Consider the following 20,900-nt stretch of genomic DNA (forward strand, 5'->3'; position numbering starts at 1 on the left):
GTGGGATGGTAGGCCATCCTGGCGGCTTGCAGGGTGACGCGAAATGCCGCAACAGGACGGCTGCCGGACAAAAAACGCCATGCCGGTAACGGCGAGGCGCAACGGCTTGCAACGGCATACGCTAGGATGCGCGGCACTGCGCCGGTGGCGGCGCGTTCGTGGAGCAGCGCCATCGTCGAGCTGGATACCCGCGCGTTGCCGTCCGCTGCCGCGACGCTGCAGCGTCCGCCGCGGCACCCATGGATCTGGGCCTGGCTGTTTGCCGCGGCGCAGATAGTCGGACTCATGGTGGGGTGGTTGCTCGGCTGGCAGTGGGGAATGCCGCTGATCCTCGGCACGCAGGCGCTGCTGTTCTGGGCCACGCTGTGGCCGCGATCGCGACTGTTGAGTCCGGTTCTGGTGCGATTGCCCGCGCGCGCTCGCACGGTCTGGCTGACCATCGACGACGGTCCGTCGGAGGACACCGCCGCCATCCTCGATCTGCTCGACCGCCATCAGGCAAAGGCCTGTTTCTTCGTCGTCGGCGAGCGCGCCGAGTCGAAGCCCGAACGCCTGCGTGAGATGTTGCGGCGCGGCCACGAGATCGGCAATCACAGCTACAGTCATCCTGAAAAATGGTTCTGGGCGCTGCCGCCGCGCGCGATGCGTGCGCAGATCAATCGCGCCCAGGCTGTGCTCGGCGCGATAGCCGGGCGGCCGCCGCGCTGGTTCCGCGCCGTCGTCGGCATGGCCAATCCGTTTGTCGCCGCGGCGTTGAAGCCGCTGGGCCTGACCCGCGTGGCCTGGTGTGCTCGAGGCTTCGATACGCGCGAGGCGGATCCGGCACGCGTCGTCGCGCGCATCGCCCGCGACCTGAGTCCCGGCGCGATCATCCTGCTGCACGAGGGCGCGCCGCACGGCCGCAGCGTCGCCATCGTCGAGGCCGTGCTGGTCCATCTCGCCGCGCACGGCTATCGCTGCGTGCTGCCTGCGCCGGGTGGCGATGACGCGGCGATGGATCTGCACACTGCTGCATCGACGCGCGCCGATGCCGTTGCTTCGGTGGACTAGGCTGGCCGCGTCGCGACGACGCGCCAGTTGTTGAACGGCGTGCGGCCGAACAACGGCGAGAATTCCACGTTCAGACCCGCCGCGGCGAAGCGCCGGCTCAGCGCTTCGCGCGTCGGATAACCGGTCGGCGCGGCATTCATCCAGCGCACCCAGCGCGAAAACTCGTCGACGCCCCGGGTCACACGCGCGCGCCAGCTGCCGTCGTCAAGACCCGTGCGCAGGACCAGGCTGGCGCCCGGCGTCAGCATGGGCAACACCGCGTCCAGCAGCCGTTCCTGCGCCGCGGCCGGCAGGAACTGCAGCACGTCGAGCAGGGCGACACTGCCCTGGTGCGCGGGCAGGGTGGCGCTCAGGTCCATGCTCTCGAACTGGGTAGCGCCGAGACCGGCTGCCGTCGCCGCGATGCGCGCGCGTTCGATCTTGCCCAGGTCGTTGTCGACGCCGCGATAGGGCAGGTCGACGCCGGCGCGGCGCAGCGTATGCACAAGCAGGCCGAGGCCGCAGCCCAGGTCGAGCAGCGGCGCGCGGCTGTCGCGCAGAATCTCGACGACGCCGCCGTACAGCGGATCGGAGGCGAGCTTGCTGCGCACGTAGTAGTAGGACGCCCGGTTGCCGAAGCGATGCCGTGGCAGGAAGGCGCGGGCGATGGCGCTGGCGTCGCGCCGGTTCAGTGCCTGCGCTTCAGTCACGCGGTGGCAGCGGCGGCGAAGGGATTCGGTGGGCGGCGTACATGGGCATCTCCAGTGTCGTGACGCAGGATCCGCCGGACGGCGGCGTGGCCGCGACGGCGGACCGATGCCGCGTCGGTCGCCGATCATAGCTGCAGCGGCGGCACGGTCGGCTGCAGCATGCGGCCGCGCTGCGTCGCGTACTGTCGTGCTTGCGCTAGGATGCGGCCGCTTGGGGACGCGCGCGCCGCGGCTTTCGCGCCATCGCCAAGTCCACGCCTGCTTCCCCGTCCCGTGCGATGCGATGGGCGCGCGCCTGGGGACTGTCCGATCAATCACTCACAAGGATGCGCATGTCTGGCCAACCTGAGGTTCCGCCTGCGTCGCTGACTTCGTCCGTCCTCGCGGGGGCGGGCAATGCCGCGCTGGCCGTCGTGCGGCACGTGCCGACACGCGCCCTGCTGTGGGCGATTCTCGGCATGCTCGGCGGCGCGCTCGCGGTGGCGGGCTCGCTGCTGCTCGGCGCGCTGACGCTCGACGGGGGGGCGGCATCGATGCTGCGTGGCGCACGGTTCCTCGTGCCGCTGCTGCTGCCGGTGATCGGCTTCATCGCGTTCGGACTCCACGGCGCGAACCGCGGAGTGGCACATGCGGCGCTTGCGCTCGAGGCACAGTGGCGACTCGTCGAGCAGCTGGTGGACCGTGCGATCACCCTGATCGGCCAGCATCTCGGCACGCGCCTGGCCAACCTGCCATTGGCGCAGGCGGAAAGCGCGCTGAAGGGCGTGATCCGGACTAGCCTCGGCAATGACGAAACGGCACTGCGCCGCGGCGGCCTGACCGGCTGGGTGCTGCGCCAGGCGCGTGCACTGCTGACGGTCAAGGTCGAGGCTTGCCTGCTCAGCGCCTACCGCGCGGAATACAAGGCTGATGCGGCGGGCGGCGGCGGGATCGATCTGGCCAAGGTGCGCGATCGTGCGATCGAGGAACTGACCGGGCACCTGCGCGAGTTCCTGTTCGGTCCGTTGAACGGCCAGCTGATGCTGCTGCTCCTGCTGTTCTTCGGCCTGGGCATAGGCTGGTACCACCTCGGCCTGGGGCTGGTCGCGCTGGTCGGCTGAGGCGGGGCGGCGTCGATGCGTGGGACCTGCATCGGGCATGGCTTTTCGGGCGCCGTGTTTGCTGCCATGGTTGCGCCGTCGGCCGTCCGGGGAATTACCATGAAAACTGTCCTGCTCTCGCTGCTGCTCGCGCCGCAACTGGCCTCGGCCGATGCCTGCGCCGGCATCGACCGCTGTCTGGACGAGGCCGACAGGACCCGCCTCGCTCCGTTGGTGGGGCGCCAGCTCGAGGTGCGCGGCGTCACGCTGAAGCTGTCGTTGCGCAGCGGCGACTGGCGCGCTTTCCTGATCGGCGCGCGAGACGCGGACGACAGCTTCGTGTTCTATGCGGGCGATCCGGTCAGCCAGCGCTTCGTCGATGCGATCGGCACGTTCGCCTTGCCGGTCGGGGAGAAGGCCATCCGGCAGTGGCTGCTCGAGAACCTCAAGGGCATGCCCGCTCCGTTGGCCGCCTGCGTCGCGCAGGAAGCGGTGAAGGCCGCTGCGGGCTGACGCGGCCGCCACAGCGGCGGTCGCGTGGATACCTGCATAAAGCGACGATGCGGCGGACGGGCAGCCGCGGCATCGTCGCCGTGCGCTTCAGTTCAGCGTCGGTGCTTCGCCGGCCTGCCACAGGTTCGTGCTGAACGTACCGGCGTCGTTGCGCAGCGCATCGCCTTGCGGATTGACGCGGAAGCGCCAGGCCCAGGGGTCCACGCCGGCGGGTGCCTGCCAGCCCCAGGGATCGACCGCCGACACGCTCGAGTCGCGGTCCATGCGGTTGCCGCCCGAGAAATCGAACTCGAAGGTCTGGCGGTACGTCAGGTTGCGGTGGCGGTGCACGGAAATGTGCAAATGTTCACCGCTCGATGCGCCCGTGGTGCCGATGCGCCCGAGCACCGTGCCCGCGACGACGCTCTGGCCGCGCCTCACGGCGGTGTCCTGCATGTGCGCGTAGTACGCGGTGAAGATTTCCGCGTAGCGGCCGGCGCCGACCTGATGGCGTACGAAAACCTCGCGCTGGTAGGGATCGTTGGCCGGTGGCGTGAACAGCGGCACGTGCCGCGGCACGGCCATGCTGACGCGGCCGCTCGCCATCGCGACGGCGAAGCGCGAACCCGTGACCGGGATGTCCGATGCGGGTTCGTCGACGCCGGAGCCGTCGCCCTGGCAGGTGGACGGATTCGCGTTGGGGTTGCCGATACTGCGCTGGCGGCCGCGATTGTCGACATAGCAGGCATCGTAGGGTCCGGCGGGCTGGCCGAAGTCGCTGACGTCGAGCGGAATTCCGTACGCGTCGTGATTGAACGCCTGCGCGTTGCCGACATGGGCGCCGGTATACGGCCGCGCGAAGATCGGCATCCCAGTGGGGACATTGGCAAAGATGCACTGGCTCTGTCCGTTGACGCCATTGAACGCGGCAGTCATGGCGCTGGCACCGGCACCGCCGTACAGCGCGATGAAGCCGCCGCAAATGCCGGCGACGCTGTTGTTGCCGGACTGCGCATACAGCCCGGCGCGTTCGATCTGGTTGTTCGGGTTGTTGCCGAGCAGGGTCGCACACGGATCGTCGCCCGGCCCCCCCGACAGCAGGCCGTAGTCGCCGGTCGCGGGATCACGCACGCTGCAATAGCGCCCGTAGCCGGCCGGGACGCTGATCAGGGGCATCAGGCTGCCACTGGCCGTCGGCACACCGTCGAACTCGAGGTCGTCACTGAACAGCCGATCGATGGGGAGGGCGGCGATCACCGGCACCGCGGGGCCGGGCTCGTCGAGGTTGCCGTCAGCGTCGTGATCGAACACGTTGGACGGATAGCGCGTGCGATCGACGAGCAGCACGATGTTGCCGCGATACCAGATCGCGTCCATGAGGCGCTCATCGTTACGCTCGTCGGTGGCGAGCGCCGTGGCGTTGCTGACGTTGCCGAAGCTCGGGCGTACGCTCGGAAAGCTCTGGAACGTGCTCGCGCCGAACAGGCCGACGCTGCCGTCAGGCTGCACGCGCAGCCGTGCGACATCGGTGTTGCCGTGCGTGGCGGTGTCATTGGTGCTGTTGTCGTGCTGGCCGAGCACGTAGAGCATGCCGTCCTCGCGCACGAGCAGCCGGCGCGTGCGCGTGCCGCCGTTCTCGCGCGCGGCGGTAAGGCCGAGGTAGTCGGAATAGCGGAAGGTGAAACGCCCGCCGTTCGCGAAACTCGTGTCGAAGCTGCCGTCTTCGTCGAGCGCAATGACGCAGCCGGTCGGCGGGAGATTGGCGCTGAAGGACAGCCAGCAGGAAAACAGCAGCCGGTCGCGGCCCGCGTCGTAGGCCAGATCGCTGAGTATCGGCGTAGCTGCGAGCTGCGAACCGTGCGGCAGGGCCAGCAGCCCGTCGCCGGAAAAGCCGGTGTCAGAGGTGCCGTCGCTGTTGAAGCGCGCAAGCGCGTAGTCGTCGACGCCGGTGCTGTCGGCCACGACACCGCCGGCGAGGAGATCGCCGCCGGGCAGCACGAGCAGGCGCGCGCAGGCGCCGTCGTCGGCCGCGCCGCCGTTGAAGTCGAGTTCGCGAAAGCCGTTGCCATTGAAGGAGACGTCGAGATCGCCACCGGCAGTCACGCGCAGCACGAGCATGCGTTCGTTGCCTCCGCGCGTGACCGAACCGCAGGCGACGATGCGATTGTTGGATAGCGCCACTACGTGGTTGATGCGCGTCTGTGCGCCGCTGAACGCGGCGAGATTGCGCAGGAAGAACTTGCCGTCGCCGGCGAAGCTCGTGTCGTAGCTGCCGTCGGCGGTCAGACGGATGAGGAATCCGCCGAGTCCGTTGCCGGTGTCGCCGGTGCCGGCGATCACGGCGCGGTCCAGGCGGTCGCTGTCGATCGACGAGCAGTTGTCGATGTCGGTCCCGCCCATGTCGACCGCGACGCGGCGCGTGCCTTCGAGTTCGTCGGGTCCGGTGTAGTCCATGTCGAGCGCGCGCGCGCGGCGCAGGTGCCGGGTCACGGCGCAGTCCATGTTGGTGGTCGAGGACTCGTCCCATTCGTTGAGCACGAGCAGCCGCTGCTGCGTGTCGGTGGCGATGCCGATCGCGTTCTGACTGGTGCGATGTTCGCGTGTGATGTTGAGGAAGGCGCCGGCGGCGCGATCCGGTCCGAACGTGTTCCAGTAGGTGCTTTGCGCCTGCGCGAAGGCGCAGGAGGGCAGCAGCAGGCTCGACAGACTGAGCAGACGCAAGCGGCGGTACTTCATGATTCGCTCCGTGAACGGCGCAACGGGATGGTTTCCCCTGATTGCCCGACACGGCGGTTAGCGGATCGACGGGCCAGCCGGCGTCTTCCGTTGCGCCATTCCGTTCAGCCGACGTTGGTGCCGCTGAGCATTGCGTCCATGGCATGCAGGCAGCGCTGCATGGCCGGCTGCATGCAGCGTTTCAGCAGTACGGCAGCGAGCGGACGCGTGATCAACGACGTCGTTTCGAAGCGATACGTCCAGGTCAGCAGTGTTCCATCCTGCAGCGGCTGCAGCTGCCAGTCGGCGGCGCCTGATCGCACCAGCCACGCGAACGGCGCACGGAATCCGCTGAGCGTATAAGCGTGATGCAGCGGTGGCAGCAGCGCGGTCACGCGTTCGCGCAGGACCGATCCGTCGCTGTTGCGGATCTCGCGCTCGCTGCCGACGGCGAGCGGCGCGAGCAGCACGATCTCACGTATCGCCGGGATCGGGCCGTAGCCGCGGAAGACCTGCGGGAAGCGCTGCGGATCGATGCACAGGCCGAAGATCGATCCGGCGGCGTGGGCAAAGCGATGCTGGGCGAGCAGAACGACAGGCATGGATGGGCCACGGTGGAGGCGTCGCGGCATGGTAGCGCCGGCGTTGGCCGTCGTGCCGCGGCCGAGCTATTCGAAGCCGTCGCGCAAGATCGGGTCCTCGGTCCGGACTGGCGTGCACGTGCCGCTGTCGGCCAGGACGCGCGCGTCCTGCAGCATCTGCAGGTAGACCGGGCGCGCAGTCGCGTTGATGTTGGCGCCGCCACGCAGCATGAACACGCCGTAGAGGCCGCGCGTGCGATCGAGCCAGGGAAAGAAGCCGAACGCGCCGAGGCTCGAATGCGTCGCGAGGCCGGCGGCATCGGGTGCCGATTCGATCCAGTTGCCCAGTGCGTAGCGCAGTTGCCCCGGCGGCGGCGCGCTCGGCGGCGCATAGGCGATCGGCAGGCTTCCGACCTGGTCGGCGAACAGCTGCGGCAGTGAGGCCGGATCGAGCACGCGCCGTCCGTTGCCGACGCCGTCGGCGGCGAGCATCTGCAGCACGCGGCCGTAGTCGCGCAGATTGGATCGCGCGCTGCCGCTGATGCGGTAGTTGAGTGTCGGGCCGAGTCCCTGCCAGTCGATGCTCGTGATGCCGAGCGGCTGGCCGATAGCGGTCTGCCAGCCTTGCTGCCAGTCCTGGCCGGTGGCAACTTCGGCCATGCGTCCGCCGATGTGCATGGAAATGCCGCCGTAGGCAAACTGCGCGCCGGGCGTCCAGGCATTGGGCTGATCGACACAGCAGGCGATGGTGTCGACCGCCGCGGCCAGCGACGGCTGGTTCGTGCGCAATACGGGGTGGTTCTCGTCGTCGCCGTAGCCGGCGGTGTGGGAGAACATCTGCCGAAGCGTCATCGTCGCCTTGATGCCGGTGAACTGAGGCAGCAACGCCGATACCGGTGCATCGAGATCCAGCGTGCCGCGTCCGGCAAGCTGGACGATGCGCGTCGCGGAAAGCAGCTTGGTTGCCGAGGCGATCGGGATGACCGTGTCGGCGGTGTAGTCGCCCAGAAATCGCTCGTGCAGCACGCCGTCGCGGCGGCCGATCAGCACGGCCCCGCCGGAAAGCGCGTTCGCGTCGAGCACCGCCTGCATCTGGGCGTCGATGGTGGAGAAGTCGCAGCCCGCGTCGGCATGGGGGCTCGCGCAAAGGCAAAGCATCAGTACGGCAACGGCGTGGCGTGATCGGCGCGGCATGGTGCGTCTCGCGGTGGGAGAAAGCGTGGATACGGGATCGGCGCACGCTCCATGAGCTGCGCTGCGTATTCCTGCAACGCGCGCGAGGTCTGCCGGTTGACGCCGATGGGCACGATCGCTGCGCGCCGCCGGATGCCGTATCGCTATATCGGCTGACGCTGGCCCCTACTGTGCCAACGCATACGTTTGCGAACATTCCGGTGTCATTGGCCGCGATACGCCGTTGAACCTGGCTGCACCAATGCGCTACCTCGGCTTCGCCACGCCCCGGTCTCACGGGGAAGGTCATCCGGAATTTCTCGTTCGAAAACGTACGTGCGGACACGCCGGGCTACAGGTAGTGTCGCGATTCCTGCCGTTTGCCGGCGCCACGTCTGCTGTCATGACCGAAAACCCGTATGCGCCGCCGGTTGCCCGCGTCGACGAGCCGGTGGAACGCGCGCCCGGCGAGTTCTACGTCGTCGCCTCGCGAAAATTTCTGCTGCTGTTCGTGTTCACGTTCGGGCTCTACTCGATCTACTGGTTCTACGCACACTGGGCGCTGTACAAACGCTTCAATGGCCTGAAGCTCTGGCCGGTGCCGCGCGCGATCTTCCAGATCTTTTTCACGCACATACTGTTTCGCCGGATAGACCAACGATTGCGGCGCACCGTCGCGCGCAGCGACTGGAATGCGCACATGGCGGCTTCCATCTACGTGGGCCTGTTGATGGTGTCCTGGCTCAGCGACCGCGTCTTGCCCGAAAACTCCTCGTCGAGCGTGCTGTTGGTCGTTCTCGTCCTGTCGATCCTGCTGCCTGCGTTGCCGCTGCTGTCGGCGCAGCACGCGGCCAACCGCGCCGAAGGCGACAGTTCCGGCGCGAGCAACCGCGCACTGACTTGGGCGAACATCGCGTGGATTATCCTCGGCGGCTTGCTCTGGCTGCTGATGCTGTTCGGTTTCTACGCGAGCATTGCCGGAAGGCTGGTCTGAGACGGAAGGATCGTGTCGCTCAGTCCTGCAGCTTGCTGCGCGCGGCGCGCAGCATGCCGAGCCCGATCAGCCGCGACACGACGACAGCGATGTAGCCGATGCCGGCAAACTGTTCGAGCATGACCAATGCACGCGCCGGCATGCCCAGCGGGATCACGTCACCGATACCCACGCCGGACAAGGTGGTGAAGCTCAGGAAAAGCAGTTCCATCCAGCGTCGCGGTTCGGTCGGCGCGCGCAGTCCGGTGAAGCTGTCGGGATACCACGACTGGCAGACGAAGAACGCGTAGGCGAATCCCCAGGCCAGCAAAGTGAAGGTCGCGCCAGCAGCGAAGTATTCGTCGCTGGTGACCCGGTGGTCATGCATCATGTATGCGATCAGGCTGCCGGCGGCATAGAAGTACAGCGTGGATTCGAGCAGCGCCGAATACACCAGCAGTGTACGGCTGTCGACGATGATGGCTGAGACGGTCAGCACGACGGCTGGCACCGCGAGCAGCAGCGCAATCCAGGTGCGCGACGGGCTGCGATCCACCACCCATACCGACAGCGACACCGCGATCAGTCCGATTGCGCCGAACAGGACGCGACCTTCCTCGTTTTCGGCGGTCAGTGGATACAGCACGAGGCTGATGAGCTGAGCGGCAAGCAGCAGGGCCGAGGGATGGCGGCGCAACAGGGTAGGGTTCATCGCGGCAGAGTGGCAGATAGGGTCGGAGGCTACAGGTTGGCAGACATCGTAGGCGTCTGGCGAGCCGATGGCGTGTCGAGCCGCTGGCGGAGCATGTTTGTGTGACGCCGGGCCCGGCGCGTGTGGTACGGCGCACGGGCCCCTTCTGCAGTGCGCAACGGAATCCGCGATGGTTGCGTTCACGTGTGCATATGTGCACTCGATCGGGGTGGCTCAGCGGTCCTTGTCGATCGTTGCGTCCCCGGCCGGCGCGTCGTCGAAGATGGGCAGGGTGCCAACCGAAACCACTTCCGCGCCGACCGCACCGACCGTTGCCAGGCAGTGGTATTGGCGGCCGTCGAAATGCAGCGAGTCACCCGGCTGCAGCAGATAGTCGGTGCCGCCGACGTTGTAGCGCACACTGCCGCTGAGCACGTAGACGAATTCGTCGCCGTCATGCGCGACGGTCTCGGACTCGTAGCCGACCGGCAGGCACATCTTCGTCGCGTTGATCTGGCTTCCCGGGAAGCTGCTGGAAAGCCGCTCGTAAGTCTGGCCGCGACCGATCGTGGAATAGCGCTGGCGTTGCCCTGCGTGCGAGTCGGCGGAGCGCTGTTCGGGCTGGTCGATGAGCAGGCGCAGCGGGACGTTGAGCGCCTTGGCGATGTTGGCCAGCGAGGAAATCGACACGCCTGACAGATTGCGTTCGGCCTGTGACAGGAATCCGACCGACAGACCGGCCTCGCTCGCGACATCGAGCAAGGTCTTGCGCGCCTCGCGCCGATAGTGGCGCAGGCGTTCGCCGATACGCTCCATGGTGCCTCCCGTCTGACACTTCCCGTACCGCGCCTAAGGTAGTCGCGCTCGTCTCTGGCCGCCAGCGGCGGCAGCCCGACGGACCGGCCCGATTGCCGGAACGCTGGACGGATGTGGCATCGGGACCGGTGGCGACCGAAGCGGCGCGACTTCGCCGCTGGCGGTGCATCGGCCAATTCTGGCGGACAGGGATCGTGGCTGGATTGCCCGGAAGCCAGGCGAGGTCGGGAGTTCTTAGGTGAGACCTCAAGTTGAGGGTGGCCTGAGGTTGGACCAGACCTGAAGTTGGGCGAAATATGAGGTGAATTGGGATCTGAATTCGGTCGGTATCTCTAGCGTCAGGCGGAATCCGGAGTCAGGCGGGATCCGGACGCCAGGCCAGGTCTGGGTGTGGCGCTTGGCCGGAGCAAAAGCCGCGGTTTGGCCAGATCTGATGCTTTGCCAGACCTCAATTTCGGCTTGACTTCAATTTTAGTCAGACTTAATTTTCCACCATTCGGCGCGTGGCGCCCGGCAAGGAATTCCAATGAGCCTGGGTATCGGTGGAACCGGTCGCGAGGCCGCTCTGGCCAGTCTGCGGCCGTCGATCGAGGGTGCAGTACCCATACAACCGGCCGAGTATCGCGAGCGCATCGCCCGCGCGCAGGCGCTTATGCGCGAGCAAGGGCTGGCTGCGATCTACCTGCATGCGGGTACCAGCCTGCGCTATTTCACCGGACTGGTCTGGCGCTCGAGCGAGCGCCTCGTCGGTGCACTGCTGCCGGCCCGCGGCGACGTGGAATATCTTGCGCCGGCGTTCGAGGAAGGCACGGTGCGCGATTATCAGGTGCTGCCCGGCGTGATCCATACCTGGCACGAACATGAAAGCCCGTACCGGCTGTTGCGGCAGCGCCTCGATGCGCTCGATCGCGCGGACGGGCGGCGGCTGGGGCTGTGCGAAAGCACGCCGTTCTTCATCGTCGATGGCCTGCGCGAGGTTGCCGGCGATTGGCAGCTCGTCAACGCCAGGCCGGTCACGTCCGCGTGCCGCATGCGCAAGTCGGACAGCGAGATCGCGCTGATGCAGTGCGCGCACGACATGACCCTGGCCGTGCACCGGGCCACCGCGAGCATGCTGCACGAAGGCATCACCGCGGCGGAGGTCGAGGCGTTCATCGATGACGCGCATCGCCGCGTCGGCGCGGCGGGTTCGTATTTCTGCATTGTTCTGTTCGGAGCCGACAGCGCATTCCCGCACGGCGTCAAACATCCGAAGCCTTTGCAGCGCGATGACATGGTGTTGATCGATACCGGTTGCCTCGTACACGGCTACATGTCCGACATCACGCGCAGCTATGTCTTCGGCACGCCGAGCGCGCGCCAGCGCGAAATCTGGAATGTGGAGAAAGCGGCGCAGGCGGCCGCGTTCGCCGCGGCGCGTCTCGGGGTCGCCTGCGAGGAGGTCGACGCCGCCGCGCGTGCCTGCCTGGAAAGCCATGGCCTGGGCCCCGGCTATGCACTGCCAGGGTTGCCGCACCGCACCGGGCATGGCATCGGCCTGGACATCCACGAATGGCCTTACCTGGTGGGCGGCGACACGACGCCGCTGGAACCGGGCATGTGCTTCAGCAACGAGCCCATGATCTGCGTGCCGGGAGAATTCGGCATTCGCCACGAAGACCATTTCTACCTTACGCCGCACGGGCCGCGCTGGTTCACGCGTCCGGCGCATTCCATCGACGATCCGTTCGGACTGGCCGCCTGACGCGACCACCGTTACGGTGCCGTCGCGGCGATCTGTCCCGCATCGACCAGCCGCAGCGCGCGCACGCGGGCGAGCAGGCCGGCGTAGTCGTCGACAGAGCCGTCACCGATTGCCAGCACGATGTGGGTCGAATCGAATTCGCCCATGCCGGCATCGAAGCTTACCCAGCGTGAGCCATTCCAGACCTGCACCCAGGCATGCGGGCTGAACACGTTGCCCTTGCCGGTGAACTGGCTCGAATACACCAGGCCGCCGACTACCCGCGCGGGAATATGGCTGGCGCGCGCGAGCGCGGCCAGCAGGACCGCGAACTCGGTGCAATCGCCGCTGCGGGTCGTCGCCGCCTGCAGCGCGCTGGCATAGCCCAGCGACTGGCGGCCACCGTCCATGTGTTTCTGCACGAAACGCACGAGCCGGTGCATGCGTCCGTCGATCGAACCGTTTGCGCGAGCGCTTCGCGCCAGTGCGCGCAGGGTGGGGTGGTCGCTCTGTACCCAGGCGTTGGCGTCGCGATAGCGCGCGACGGTCCCGGCATCCGGTGCGGCCTCGTCGCCGCACTCGGGGCAGACGGTGACGACGCTGCGCGCGCCGCGCTGCCTCACCGACTGCTCGCCCGTCGCCGGCAGCTCCGGAGCAATGCCGTCGGCGCTCTCGAATACGTAGCGCAGCGTCTTGCGTCGCGACGCCGCCGGAATGCGATACGGGGAGGCCAGCGTAAGGCCGGCCATGAGGTCGTAGTAGCGTGTTCCCGCATCGTCGCAGTCCTGGCCGCAGGCGTGGCTGTCGAAGCGCGCGCCGGCGAGGTCCCAGCTCGGCAGCAGGCGTTGCTGGGTCGTTGACCAGTACAGGCGCCGGCGCACGGTTTCGTCGCCGTCGCCGGTCTCGCGCAGCAGTTCCAGCCGTTCGCCATCGTGGCGCCCGGCACTGCTCAGCCGAACGCGCACGACACGCGCGGCGGACAGATCGATCTCGCTGTAGACGAAGGCCCACGCCGTGTCGGTTGGCTGCGCGGCGATGCGTCGTACCAGGCCGGCATCGACGAGCAGATCCGCCGGCACGGGCAATACCGCGCGGCGCGCCTGCGCGCCTTCGCGACGCTCGATCCGGATTTCGCTGCCGACGATGCGCGCACTGGCCTGCAATGTCGCCGGGCCGGACTGGCTGCGTCGCGACAGGGTCAGTGGGCGCCCGTCGCTGCTTTCGCTGCTGCGTTGTTCATAGCTGCGCCATTCGCGCGCGTTGAGTGCGCTGATGCCCAGGCGCGCAGTTTCGCGCGTATGTATCTGGCTGCTTTCGACATAACGCTCGAACACCACGCTGCCGTAGCGCGCGCCGTCGTGTTCGAGTGCCGCGATCTGCGGTTGTGCTCGCGCTGGCGGCGCGAATGCCGCCAGCGCGAGCAACCCCGCGATCGCGCACCGGGCAATCGCGCACCCGGTGCCCTTCGATCGCTGGCGCATCTCAGCGCTTCGGTTGAGTCGCGGCCAGTGCCGCATCATCGAGGAAGGCATCGCCGCTGAGCACGGGCAGATCGGGCAGGGCAGAGGGTTCGTCATCCGCCTCACGTGCGGCTCCGCGCGCATCGAGCACAGCACCGAGCATCACTTCGACCGGCTCCAGCCGCACGTCGTCACCGGCGTTCTTCTCGACGCTGCGCACGATGTTGCTGCCGGTGGTCTTTTGCTTGAGGGGGGGCTGCGCGTGGGCCGTGCTCAGGCTCAGTGCGGCGGCGAGGCTGAAAGCACCCAGCACGAGCAGACGGTGCGCGGCAGCGCCGTTGCGGAGCCGAGATGTGGAGAACGCGGGATTTGCGGCAGCACCGATGGCGGCCGATTCGCTGGCGTCGAGGCGATTGTTTGCGTCGTTATTCATGGCAACTCCCTGATCGAGGTCGTGACCCGGCCTGACGCGAACGCGCCTGGTCGGTGGAGCCGGCGGGCCGGCGATGGATTTGCTGCGGTGCTTCGTCGCGGACTTGCGGCAGGTCGGCTGCGACGCGCGCAACAGGCGTACTATCGCGGGCGTTCACCCCGGTAGATCGACCGCAGTCCGCCGCGGTCGCCTGAAGCAACGGACGTTCACTCCTTCGGTTTCGTCGCATGACTGTGCTCGCCGCCGATGTGCAAGGTCAGTCGCGTCAGCTCGGCCTGCTCTGGCGGGTCGTCGAGGATATTTCCTCCGAGCTTGCGCTGGAGCCGCTGCTGACGCGCATCGTCGCGGGTGCCTGCCAGCTCATCGGTGCCGATGACGGCACGATCGGCCTGTACGAAGCGGAGCACGACTGGATCCGCACCGTAGCGGTCTATCGCATGCCCGAGGGCGAACTCGGCGCGACCATGCCGCGCGGCGTCGGCCTTGCGGGACACGTGCTCGCGAGCGGTCGTACCGCCCTGTTGCGTTACGGCGATCTCGACTCGATGACCTTGCCGGAGCTGGCCGACAATCAGGTCGTCGGTATCCCTATCCGCTGGTCCGGCCGTCTCATCGGCTTCTTTGGCATCGGCGCAGCACCACCGCGGCGCTTCAAGCGCGAAGACGTCGCGGCACTGGAACTGTTCGCCCGCCACGCCGCGATCGCGATCACCAACGCGCGGCGCTATCAGAGCGAGCGCCGTCGCACCGACCGGTTCCGTCTCATCGCGCATGTCGCCGGCATCATCCAGGCCGAAGCCGACGTCGATGCGCTGCTGCAGCGCAGCGCCGACGCGATCCACGAGTTGCTTGGTTTTGAAAATGTGGATATTCCGCTGCTCGACGAAAAGCAGCGCGATGTGCTCGTGATCCGCATCCGCGGCGGTGACTACAAACGGCAGATCCGCGGCGAGGACCGCGTACCGATCACGCGCGGCATCATGGGCGCGGCGGTGCGCGAGCAGCGCAGCCAGCTCGTCAACGATGTCGCCGCCGACCCGCGCTACATCACGCCGCCGGGCATGTGCCTGCCGCTGGCGGAGCTGGCGGTACCGCTGCTGGTCGGCGGCGAGGTGATCGGTGTGCTCAATGTCGAAGGCAGCCAGCGATTCGACGAGCTGGACCTGAGCAGTCTGGAGATCATCGCCGACATCCTTGCCGTCGCCGTGCACAATCTGCGGTTGGCCACGGCCTCGCGTGACAACGCGATACTGCGCGAGCGCCAGCACCTGGGGCGAGAGCTGCACGACAACGTTACCCAGGTCCTTTCAGCGATCGGCCTGCTCACGCAGACCTTGTCGGCGGTCTGGCAGCGCGACGCGGCCGAAGGCCAGCGCCGTGTGGAACGGCTGCACGAGCTCGCGCGCACGGCGCATGCGGAGATGCGCAACCTGCTGCGCGAACTGCAGCCGCCGGAGCCGCCGGCCGTGACGCGTTCGCGCCGTGGCCGTGCCGTGATCTGCGTCGAACAGCTGCGCCAATACGCGCTGCCCGGTGCGCTGAACCAGCTGCTGTCGGCAATGGTTCCCGAGAACCTGGAGCTGTGCATGGATTTCGCCCAGTACGAACCGCAGCAGATCGAAACCGAGGCTGCACTGTTGCGCTGCTGCCAGGAAGCCGTTTCCAACGCGGTGCGGCATTCGCGCGGCAAGCGGCTGTGGATCGCCGCGGCCGTGCGCGACAGCTATTGCGAACTGACCGTCGCAGACGACGGCGGCGGCATCGCGCCGGCGCATGTGCCGGGCATGGGTTTCCGCAGCATGCGCGAGCGCGCCGCGGCGCTGTCCGGCGAAGCGGTCATCGGCGCGCGCGTGCCGCGCGGCACCGAAGTTCGCGTGCGCCTGCCGCGGCGTGATCGCACGGGGAGCGCTGGAGCATCGCCATGAGCGATCGCATCGCCGTGATACTGATCGACGACCACGCCGTCGTGCGCGAAGGCCTGCGTGCGGTGCTCGAGGAGGAAGACGATCTCGACGTCGTTGCCGACTTCGCCAATGCGCGCGACGCGATCGCCGCGGTCGCGGCGTTGAGGCCGCGCGTGGCCGTGCTCGATCTCAAGATGCCGGCTGGCGATCCGGTGCAGAACATCCGCGGCCTGCGCGCCGCCTGGCCATCGCTGGAAATCCTCGTGTTCACGAGCTTTGCCGAGGACAGCGTCGTGCGAGAGGTGCTTGCGGCGGGCGCGACCGGGTATCTGCTCAAGGATGCGCTCAGCGGTGATCTCGCCGCCGCCGTGCGCCAGGTCGCCGGGGGCGTGCCGTGGCTCGATGCGACGGTACAGCGGCAGCTCGTCGCGCGGTTGCGCGCACCGGCCGGAGAGGACATTGCGCTGACCGCGCGCGAGCATTCGGTGTTGCAGCTGATCGCGCAGGGCCTGAGCAACAAGGCGATCGCGCGAGAGCTGTCACTGACCGAGGGCACGGTCAAGGGTTACGTCAGCCAGATCCTGCAAAAGATGGGCATCACCGACCGTACCCAGGCGGCCATGCATGCCGTGCGCAAGGGACTGGTGCGGCTTTGATCGGTGCGCTTGCACCGGTGCGGCTCCGGGCGGAGCGAAATCCTTGCCGTCATCCGATGCCCGTACCCGCTCGATGAGGTGGGAATAGGTTTGCCCTATTTTTTGTGGACTCTGTGGGCGACGCATTGGACGCTGCCGGCTCCGCAGTCGATCCATATTCGGCAGCCGGGTGTTTCAATGCGTGCCGGCGTCAGCGGCGGCGCGCGTGTCCGACGCGTGACCGCAGATGCGAATCCACGCCGCGATCAGACTGGCGATGCAGCTCCACAGCAGATAGCGGAATTCCGCCGCCGGCGCGAGCACCGCGTAGGGCAGGGCATAGGCCCAGGCGCTGGCGCAGAGCCATAGCGCCGGCGCGCTGCGCGAATCGCGGCGGCGCAGGGCGTGCAATGCCGCGACCGCGCCGATCAGCAGGTACGGCCAGGCTGCGAACGCGACGGTATCGCGCAGCCGGTCCAACGCGTGCCGCGCCAGCCGGCGCGGCGCGCTGTCGTGCATCGCGACCACGGGGTTGTCACGGTATTGCACCGGCCCCGGCACAAAGGTCAGCTCGGCCGGTAGCTCGCGTGCACGCGTGCCGAACAAGTCGGCCAGCAACGCGCCCCGATGAGCGAGGTAAGCACTGGGGTGCCGCGCGACCGTCGTCAGCCAGTCGTGGGTCAGGCGCCGCTGCTCTTCCTCGGGCCAGGGCTGGAATGGATAGCGCACGCCGGCGCGCGGGCTTGCGAACAGCGGCGTGTTGCTCCAGGGGACGTACGCCGAGGCCAGGTCGGCGACGCTGCTCTGCGGCGCCACCGCGTAGTCAGGCAGCAGCATTCGGTTTTCGTGCACCGACATGCCGCTCAGGTCCCACAGCGTCAGCGAGGGCAGCACGGGAAACCACTGTCGCGTCAGCAGGCGTGTCGTCAGCTGTACGCCGACGAGCAGCACTGCCGTCAACGACGCGGCGATGGCGATCCGGCGCCAGCGCATGGCACCATCCGCGCCGCACAGCCACAGCAGCAGGGGCACGACTGCGAACATGGCGTTGTGGCGCTGGCTCATGGCCAGTGCGAGCGCGAACACCGCCATGGCGACAAAGACACGCGAGCCCGTCGCGCGATAACGCAGGATCGCGCCTGTCGCGAGCACGAGTAGTGCGAGCAGTGCCGTATCGGACCAGATTTGCGCGAGCAGCCAACTCGCCGGCGCAAGCGCGAGCACGGCGATGAGGCTGAGACGGAACACAGGGCGGGCCGGCAGCGCCAACGCGATCCAGGCGACGCCGGTCCAGAACAGCATCAACTGCAGCAACAGCATCGGTGCCGGGCCGTCTTGCAACAATAGCGTGACGCGCCAGAGCAGTACGATCCCGATGCCGTTGATATTCGAGATCTCGCCGCTGCGCGCCTGCCACCACTGATAACTGCTGTCGAACGACAGCCAGCCGGGATAGAACGCGAGGGCGTATACGGAGGCGGCGGCCGCGCAAAGCAGCCAGACGGAAGCGGCGACGGCGCGACTGCGCATGCGGTCCTGCAGACGAGCGCTGCGGGCTGCAGCGCGCGTAGTCTAGCCCGCCTTTCTCACACTCCTTCTACTGCGGTCGCCGATGCGCTCACCTCGTCGCGCGCTGCGCCCTCGTGTCGGCTCGACGTAGTGTCGACCATGTCTTCGCCGTCTCTGAAGTCCGCGGCGCGCATCAGGACGCGTCTCGACGGTCTCGCTACGAACGGGTGTGAGAAAGGCAGGCTAGCCCGGGCTGGTCGGCGCGCCTTGCTTCTCCTCGTGACACGGGTGCGGGATGCGATGCCGCTTTTGCTTCGTCCGTTGTCCAGCACGGCAATGGAAGCCGGCACGCACTGCTTGCGTGCTGTGCGCCGTAGCGCTATTCGGCGACGTAGCGCCAGGCGGCGCTGGCGTCGGGGCGGCGCCAGATCGTGAAGAACGGGATCGGCTTGCGGTTGCCGTCGGGGCCTGCAGCAGTCGGCTGCAGGAACCCGATCGTGATGCCGAGATCGCCGCTGCCGGCGACGATGACTTCGTCGGGCGCCCAGGTCACGGGACTCGTGCCGGGTGTGGTGCCGGCGGAAACCGCAACGGCGATCCTGTCCGCGCCGACGACGACGTGCGCGTCGTCCGGTCCGCCCAGATTGATCGCATCGCTGCTGCCGTACTTGGCGAAGGCCGGCCCGAGACCGATGCGCTGTGCCTCGTCGGAGAAGGCGCGTTCGGCCTGGTCGAGACTGCGCGCGTATTCCTGCGTACGCGTCGGATCATTGCGATCTGACACGAGCTGCGCCGGCAGTGCAGCCGGCATCGGCATGACCGTTTCCGGCGCCGACTTGCTGCCGCTGCGTTTGTAGACCAGCACACGCCAGCGATCGTCCCGGCGCACCCAGTAGGCGAGGTACTTCAGAGGCTGCACGCTCTGGTCGGGCTTGCGCAGCGACATGTACCCGAATGTGAAGCCGTGCTGCCCGTCGGCCGAAATGCCGCCGCGCTGTGGCGTCCACTCCAGGCGCGACTTCTGATAGTCCGGCGTGCTGCGCAGGTACTCGCGCGCTTCGGTCAGGCCGCGCGCGAAGCGATTGCCCGGCACGGGCATGACCACGTCGTCGGCGAACATCGCGCTGAGTCCCGTGACCGGATCGGACTTGGCGCTCGCTGCCGCAAACGCGCGATCCGCGGCAAGCAGCGCGTCGACCCCGGCTTGTGCGTCATCGCTGACATTGCGTGCGAGCGACGTCGTCGGAAGCAAAACAATGAAGCCGATGACAAGTATCGATGTACGCAGTTTTCGCAACATGCTCGTATCCAGGTGTTGGGTGACGTGCGCGGCCGGCATCGGGCGGCGCCTGCAGCGCTGTATAGCAATGTGGCCGCGAAATTTTGCGCGACGGCCAGCCAATTCGCCGGATCCGGCAAAACCATGACCAAGGTCAGGCAGCGCCCGCGCGGCATTGCAACGGCCCACGCGCGACACTGCGGCTGGATGCGATGCGGGGCCGGGCCTGCGAGCGTCGCCGCAATCGTGCCTGGCCGCGCTGCTAGACTCGTTTGATTTCCTCGGAGACCGCCATGCTGCCTGTCCTTGGCTTGCTGCTCGCGCTGCCGGCCGCCGCGCCGCAGGACCACGCCGTCGTCCTCGACATCCGGACGGCCAGCGCAGTGGATGTCGAACAGTTCAAGCACGGCGTCGGCGTGCGCTGGTGGGTGGAACTGGGTACGCGGCTCGTCGTCGGTGGCGAGGCTGCATCGCTGCGCACGCTCGCCGTGCGGGGCTCCCGGCTCGGCGAAATCGAAGCGATCGACAAGCACGACCTGGCCCTGCGCACAGTCGGCTGCGCGCTGCATGAAGAGGCGCCCGGACAGTTGCTGGTGCAGAGTGGCCGCTGGCAGTTGCGTCGTCTGCCGCCCGGCATGGAACTGCCACCTTCGCAACCGGGCCACGAAACCTGGCGGCGCCTCGGCGACAACGATGTCCTGGCACGCCAGTACCGGCTCGATGCGCCGCTGGGTGCGATGCCGGATCCGCTGGTACTTCCTCTCGTCGATCAGATCGATGCTGCACGCTGGTTCGGCGACGTCACCCAGCTCGCAAGCTGGGATCGGTCCAGCTATGGCACCACGAGCCTGAATGCCTCGCGCGACTGGATCGGCGTACGCATGCAGGGCCTTGGCCTTGCCGTCACCACGCCGGGCTTCAGCATGCCCGGTGCGGGCAGCGGCAGCATCACGCGGCAGAACGTGATCGGCACATGGACCGGTACTTCGATGCCGAACGAGTGGATCGTCGTCGGAGCGCACTACGATTCGCGCAACAGCAGCGGCAGTAGCGTGACCAACACGCCAGGCGCCGAGGACAATGCCAGCGGCTGCGCCGGCGTCATCGAACTCGCCCGCGCCTTGCTGCCGTTCAAGCCGCGGCGCTCGATCCTGTTCATGTGTTATGCGGGCGAGGAGCAAGGCCTGTACGGCAGTACGCGGCATGTGCAGGCGCTGCAGAGCAGCGGCGATCTTGCCAAGGTCAAGTCGGTCGTAATCATGGACATGATCGGCTACAGCGCCGACAACCAGCTCGATGCGCTGTACGAAAGCAAGTCGGCCTACTTGTCCTACCTCAACCGCTTCGGTGCCGCGGCGGCGGCCTATGTGCCGGCGTTGAACGTGACCATCAGCACCAACCCATTCGGTTCCGACCACATGCCGTACCTGGACGCGAACAAGGAAACCGTACTCGCGATCGAATCGGACTGGGCGAGCTATCCGCACTATCACCGCAGCACGGATACGCCGGCCAACATGGGCGTGAACGCGCAGGCCATGGGCGGCGCAATCCTCAAGACGAACGTCGCCGTACTCGCAGAGCTGAGCGGTGCTTCCGACCGCATTTTTGCCGATATCGACAAATGAGCCTTCGCGGAGCCGCGTGAGCGGATGCCCGACGGCGAGTGATGCCGTGCCGTTGCGGGAGCGGAGTGTC

The 20,900-nt window shown here is 67.5% G+C and carries 18 protein-coding genes; 8 read left to right on the forward strand and 10 right to left on the reverse strand.

What is annotated here, in order from left to right:
• The first annotated feature begins 126 nt into the window (after positions 1-126).
• Positions 127-1,050: a polysaccharide deacetylase family protein gene (locus RUU78_RS23890; protein WP_313920276.1), complete on the forward strand. Its 924-nt coding sequence runs from the start codon at positions 127-129 to the stop codon at positions 1,048-1,050.
• Here the strand turns inward: RUU78_RS23890 and RUU78_RS23895 are convergent.
• Positions 1,047-1,721, reverse strand: a complete 675-nt coding sequence (locus RUU78_RS23895; protein WP_313920309.1) for a methyltransferase domain-containing protein — start codon at positions 1,719-1,721, stop codon at positions 1,047-1,049. The two genes, RUU78_RS23890 and RUU78_RS23895, sit on opposite strands and share 4 nt — an antisense overlap.
• A gap of 350 nt (positions 1,722-2,071) precedes the next feature.
• On the opposite strand from RUU78_RS23895, the gene RUU78_RS23900 reads away from it, so the two are divergent.
• Together RUU78_RS23900 and RUU78_RS23905 are read left to right on the forward strand one after the other, a co-directional pair.
• On the forward strand, positions 2,072-2,839 hold the full coding sequence (locus RUU78_RS23900) for a hypothetical protein (protein ID WP_313920277.1): 768 nt from the start codon (positions 2,072-2,074) through the stop codon (positions 2,837-2,839).
• Positions 2,840-2,938: 99 nt separating this feature from the next.
• The gene (locus RUU78_RS23905) at positions 2,939-3,331 is read left to right on the forward strand and encodes a hypothetical protein (protein WP_313920278.1); all 393 of its coding nucleotides are present in this window, start codon (positions 2,939-2,941) and stop codon (positions 3,329-3,331) included.
• An 87-nt stretch (positions 3,332-3,418) separates the two neighbouring features.
• Here the strand turns inward: RUU78_RS23905 and RUU78_RS23910 are convergent, their stop codons facing one another.
• The 3 genes from RUU78_RS23910 to RUU78_RS23920 all read right to left on the reverse strand — a co-directional run bounded on the left by RUU78_RS23910 (position 3,419) and on the right by RUU78_RS23920 (position 7,800).
• The gene (locus RUU78_RS23910) at positions 3,419-6,046 is read right to left on the reverse strand and encodes a peptidoglycan DD-metalloendopeptidase family protein (protein WP_313920279.1); all 2,628 of its coding nucleotides are present in this window, start codon (positions 6,044-6,046) and stop codon (positions 3,419-3,421) included.
• A 104-nt stretch (positions 6,047-6,150) separates the two neighbouring features.
• Positions 6,151-6,627, reverse strand: a complete 477-nt coding sequence (locus RUU78_RS23915; RefSeq protein ID WP_313920280.1) for an SRPBCC family protein — start codon at positions 6,625-6,627, stop codon at positions 6,151-6,153.
• 66 nt (positions 6,628-6,693) lie between these two features.
• Positions 6,694-7,800, reverse strand: a complete 1,107-nt coding sequence (locus RUU78_RS23920; protein ID WP_313920281.1) for a serine hydrolase domain-containing protein — start codon at positions 7,798-7,800, stop codon at positions 6,694-6,696.
• Between the two features lie 340 nt (positions 7,801-8,140).
• Here RUU78_RS23920 and RUU78_RS23925 point away from each other — a divergent pair, with 340 nt between their 5' ends.
• Positions 8,141-8,773 carry a hypothetical protein gene (locus RUU78_RS23925; protein WP_313920282.1) on the forward strand — a complete coding sequence of 211 codons (633 nt, stop codon included), beginning with the start codon at positions 8,141-8,143 and terminating at the stop codon, positions 8,771-8,773.
• A gap of 19 nt (positions 8,774-8,792) precedes the next feature.
• On the opposite strand, the gene RUU78_RS23930 is transcribed toward RUU78_RS23925, so the two are convergent.
• Positions 8,793-9,464: a potassium channel family protein gene (locus RUU78_RS23930; RefSeq protein WP_313920283.1), complete on the reverse strand. Its 672-nt coding sequence runs from the start codon at positions 9,462-9,464 to the stop codon at positions 8,793-8,795.
• 213 nt (positions 9,465-9,677) lie between these two features.
• Positions 9,678-10,259 (reverse strand): XRE family transcriptional regulator, encoded by a 582-nt coding sequence (locus tag RUU78_RS23935; RefSeq protein ID WP_313920284.1) that lies wholly within the window; start codon positions 10,257-10,259, stop codon positions 9,678-9,680.
• A 526-nt stretch (positions 10,260-10,785) separates the two neighbouring features.
• On the opposite strand from RUU78_RS23935, the gene RUU78_RS23940 reads away from it, so the two are divergent.
• Positions 10,786-12,003 (forward strand): Xaa-Pro peptidase family protein, encoded by a 1,218-nt coding sequence (locus RUU78_RS23940; protein ID WP_313920285.1) that lies wholly within the window; start codon positions 10,786-10,788, stop codon positions 12,001-12,003.
• Between the two features lie 11 nt (positions 12,004-12,014).
• Here RUU78_RS23940 and RUU78_RS23945 read toward each other — a convergent pair whose 3' ends face one another.
• Both RUU78_RS23945 and RUU78_RS23950 read right to left on the reverse strand, forming a co-directional pair.
• Positions 12,015-13,463, reverse strand: coding sequence for a transglutaminase-like domain-containing protein (locus RUU78_RS23945; protein ID WP_313920286.1), 1,449 nt, complete (start codon positions 13,461-13,463; stop codon positions 12,015-12,017).
• A 1-nt stretch (position 13,464) separates the two neighbouring features.
• Entirely contained in the window at positions 13,465-13,875 is a 411-nt protein-coding gene (locus RUU78_RS23950; RefSeq protein ID WP_313920287.1) for a hypothetical protein, read from the reverse strand.
• Positions 13,876-14,102: 227 nt separating this feature from the next.
• Between RUU78_RS23950 and RUU78_RS23955 the strand changes: the two genes are divergently transcribed.
• Both RUU78_RS23955 and RUU78_RS23960 read left to right on the forward strand, forming a co-directional pair.
• Positions 14,103-15,800, forward strand: a complete 1,698-nt coding sequence (locus RUU78_RS23955) for a GAF domain-containing protein (RefSeq protein ID WP_313920288.1) — start codon at positions 14,103-14,105, stop codon at positions 15,798-15,800.
• On the forward strand, positions 15,797-16,435 hold the full coding sequence (locus RUU78_RS23960; protein WP_313920289.1) for a response regulator transcription factor: 639 nt from the start codon (positions 15,797-15,799) through the stop codon (positions 16,433-16,435). Before RUU78_RS23955 ends, RUU78_RS23960 begins: the two co-directional genes overlap by 4 nt.
• Before the next feature lie 174 nt (positions 16,436-16,609).
• On the opposite strand, the gene RUU78_RS23965 is transcribed toward RUU78_RS23960, so the two are convergent.
• Complete coding sequence (locus tag RUU78_RS23965) at positions 16,610-17,944, reverse strand: hypothetical protein (RefSeq protein WP_313920290.1); 1,335 nt, start codon at positions 17,942-17,944, stop codon at positions 16,610-16,612.
• Between the two features lie 358 nt (positions 17,945-18,302).
• Entirely contained in the window at positions 18,303-19,223 is a 921-nt protein-coding gene (locus RUU78_RS23970) for a DUF4440 domain-containing protein (protein WP_313920291.1), read from the reverse strand.
• Between the two features lie 272 nt (positions 19,224-19,495).
• On the opposite strand from RUU78_RS23970, the gene RUU78_RS23975 reads away from it, so the two are divergent.
• On the forward strand, positions 19,496-20,830 hold the full coding sequence (locus tag RUU78_RS23975) for a M28 family peptidase (protein WP_313920292.1): 1,335 nt from the start codon (positions 19,496-19,498) through the stop codon (positions 20,828-20,830).
• Positions 20,831-20,900 lie beyond the last annotated feature (70 nt).

The sequence above is a fragment of the Tahibacter sp. genome, from assembly GCF_032229445.1.
In the GTDB taxonomy this organism is placed as follows: Bacteria; Pseudomonadota; Gammaproteobacteria; order Xanthomonadales; family Rhodanobacteraceae; genus Tahibacter.

What these genes read in the sequence shown, in the direction of transcription:
- RUU78_RS23890 (WP_313920276.1), top strand. Translation starts at nt 127, where the DNA reads ATGCGCGGCACTGCGCCGGTGGCGGCGCGTTCGTGGAGCAGCGCCATC.
- RUU78_RS23940 (WP_313920285.1), top strand. Translation starts at nt 10,786, where the DNA reads ATGAGCCTGGGTATCGGTGGAACCGGTCGCGAGGCCGCTCTGGCCAGT.
- RUU78_RS23965 (WP_313920290.1), bottom strand. Translation starts at nt 17,944, where the DNA reads ATGCGCAGTCGCGCCGTCGCCGCTTCCGTCTGGCTGCTTTGCGCGGCC.
- RUU78_RS23920 (WP_313920281.1), bottom strand. Translation starts at nt 7,800, where the DNA reads ATGCCGCGCCGATCACGCCACGCCGTTGCCGTACTGATGCTTTGCCTT.
- RUU78_RS23900 (WP_313920277.1), top strand. Translation starts at nt 2,072, where the DNA reads ATGTCTGGCCAACCTGAGGTTCCGCCTGCGTCGCTGACTTCGTCCGTC.
- RUU78_RS23970 (WP_313920291.1), bottom strand. Translation starts at nt 19,223, where the DNA reads ATGTTGCGAAAACTGCGTACATCGATACTTGTCATCGGCTTCATTGTT.
- RUU78_RS23975 (WP_313920292.1), top strand. Translation starts at nt 19,496, where the DNA reads ATGCTGCCTGTCCTTGGCTTGCTGCTCGCGCTGCCGGCCGCCGCGCCG.
- RUU78_RS23935 (WP_313920284.1), bottom strand. Translation starts at nt 10,259, where the DNA reads ATGGAGCGTATCGGCGAACGCCTGCGCCACTATCGGCGCGAGGCGCGC.
- RUU78_RS23945 (WP_313920286.1), bottom strand. Translation starts at nt 13,463, where the DNA reads ATGCGCCAGCGATCGAAGGGCACCGGGTGCGCGATTGCCCGGTGCGCG.
- RUU78_RS23905 (WP_313920278.1), top strand. Translation starts at nt 2,939, where the DNA reads ATGAAAACTGTCCTGCTCTCGCTGCTGCTCGCGCCGCAACTGGCCTCG.
- RUU78_RS23955 (WP_313920288.1), top strand. Translation starts at nt 14,103, where the DNA reads ATGACTGTGCTCGCCGCCGATGTGCAAGGTCAGTCGCGTCAGCTCGGC.
- RUU78_RS23915 (WP_313920280.1), bottom strand. Translation starts at nt 6,627, where the DNA reads ATGCCTGTCGTTCTGCTCGCCCAGCATCGCTTTGCCCACGCCGCCGGA.
- RUU78_RS23960 (WP_313920289.1), top strand. Translation starts at nt 15,797, where the DNA reads ATGAGCGATCGCATCGCCGTGATACTGATCGACGACCACGCCGTCGTG.
- RUU78_RS23930 (WP_313920283.1), bottom strand. Translation starts at nt 9,464, where the DNA reads ATGAACCCTACCCTGTTGCGCCGCCATCCCTCGGCCCTGCTGCTTGCC.
- RUU78_RS23910 (WP_313920279.1), bottom strand. Translation starts at nt 6,046, where the DNA reads ATGAAGTACCGCCGCTTGCGTCTGCTCAGTCTGTCGAGCCTGCTGCTG.
- RUU78_RS23950 (WP_313920287.1), bottom strand. Translation starts at nt 13,875, where the DNA reads ATGAATAACGACGCAAACAATCGCCTCGACGCCAGCGAATCGGCCGCC.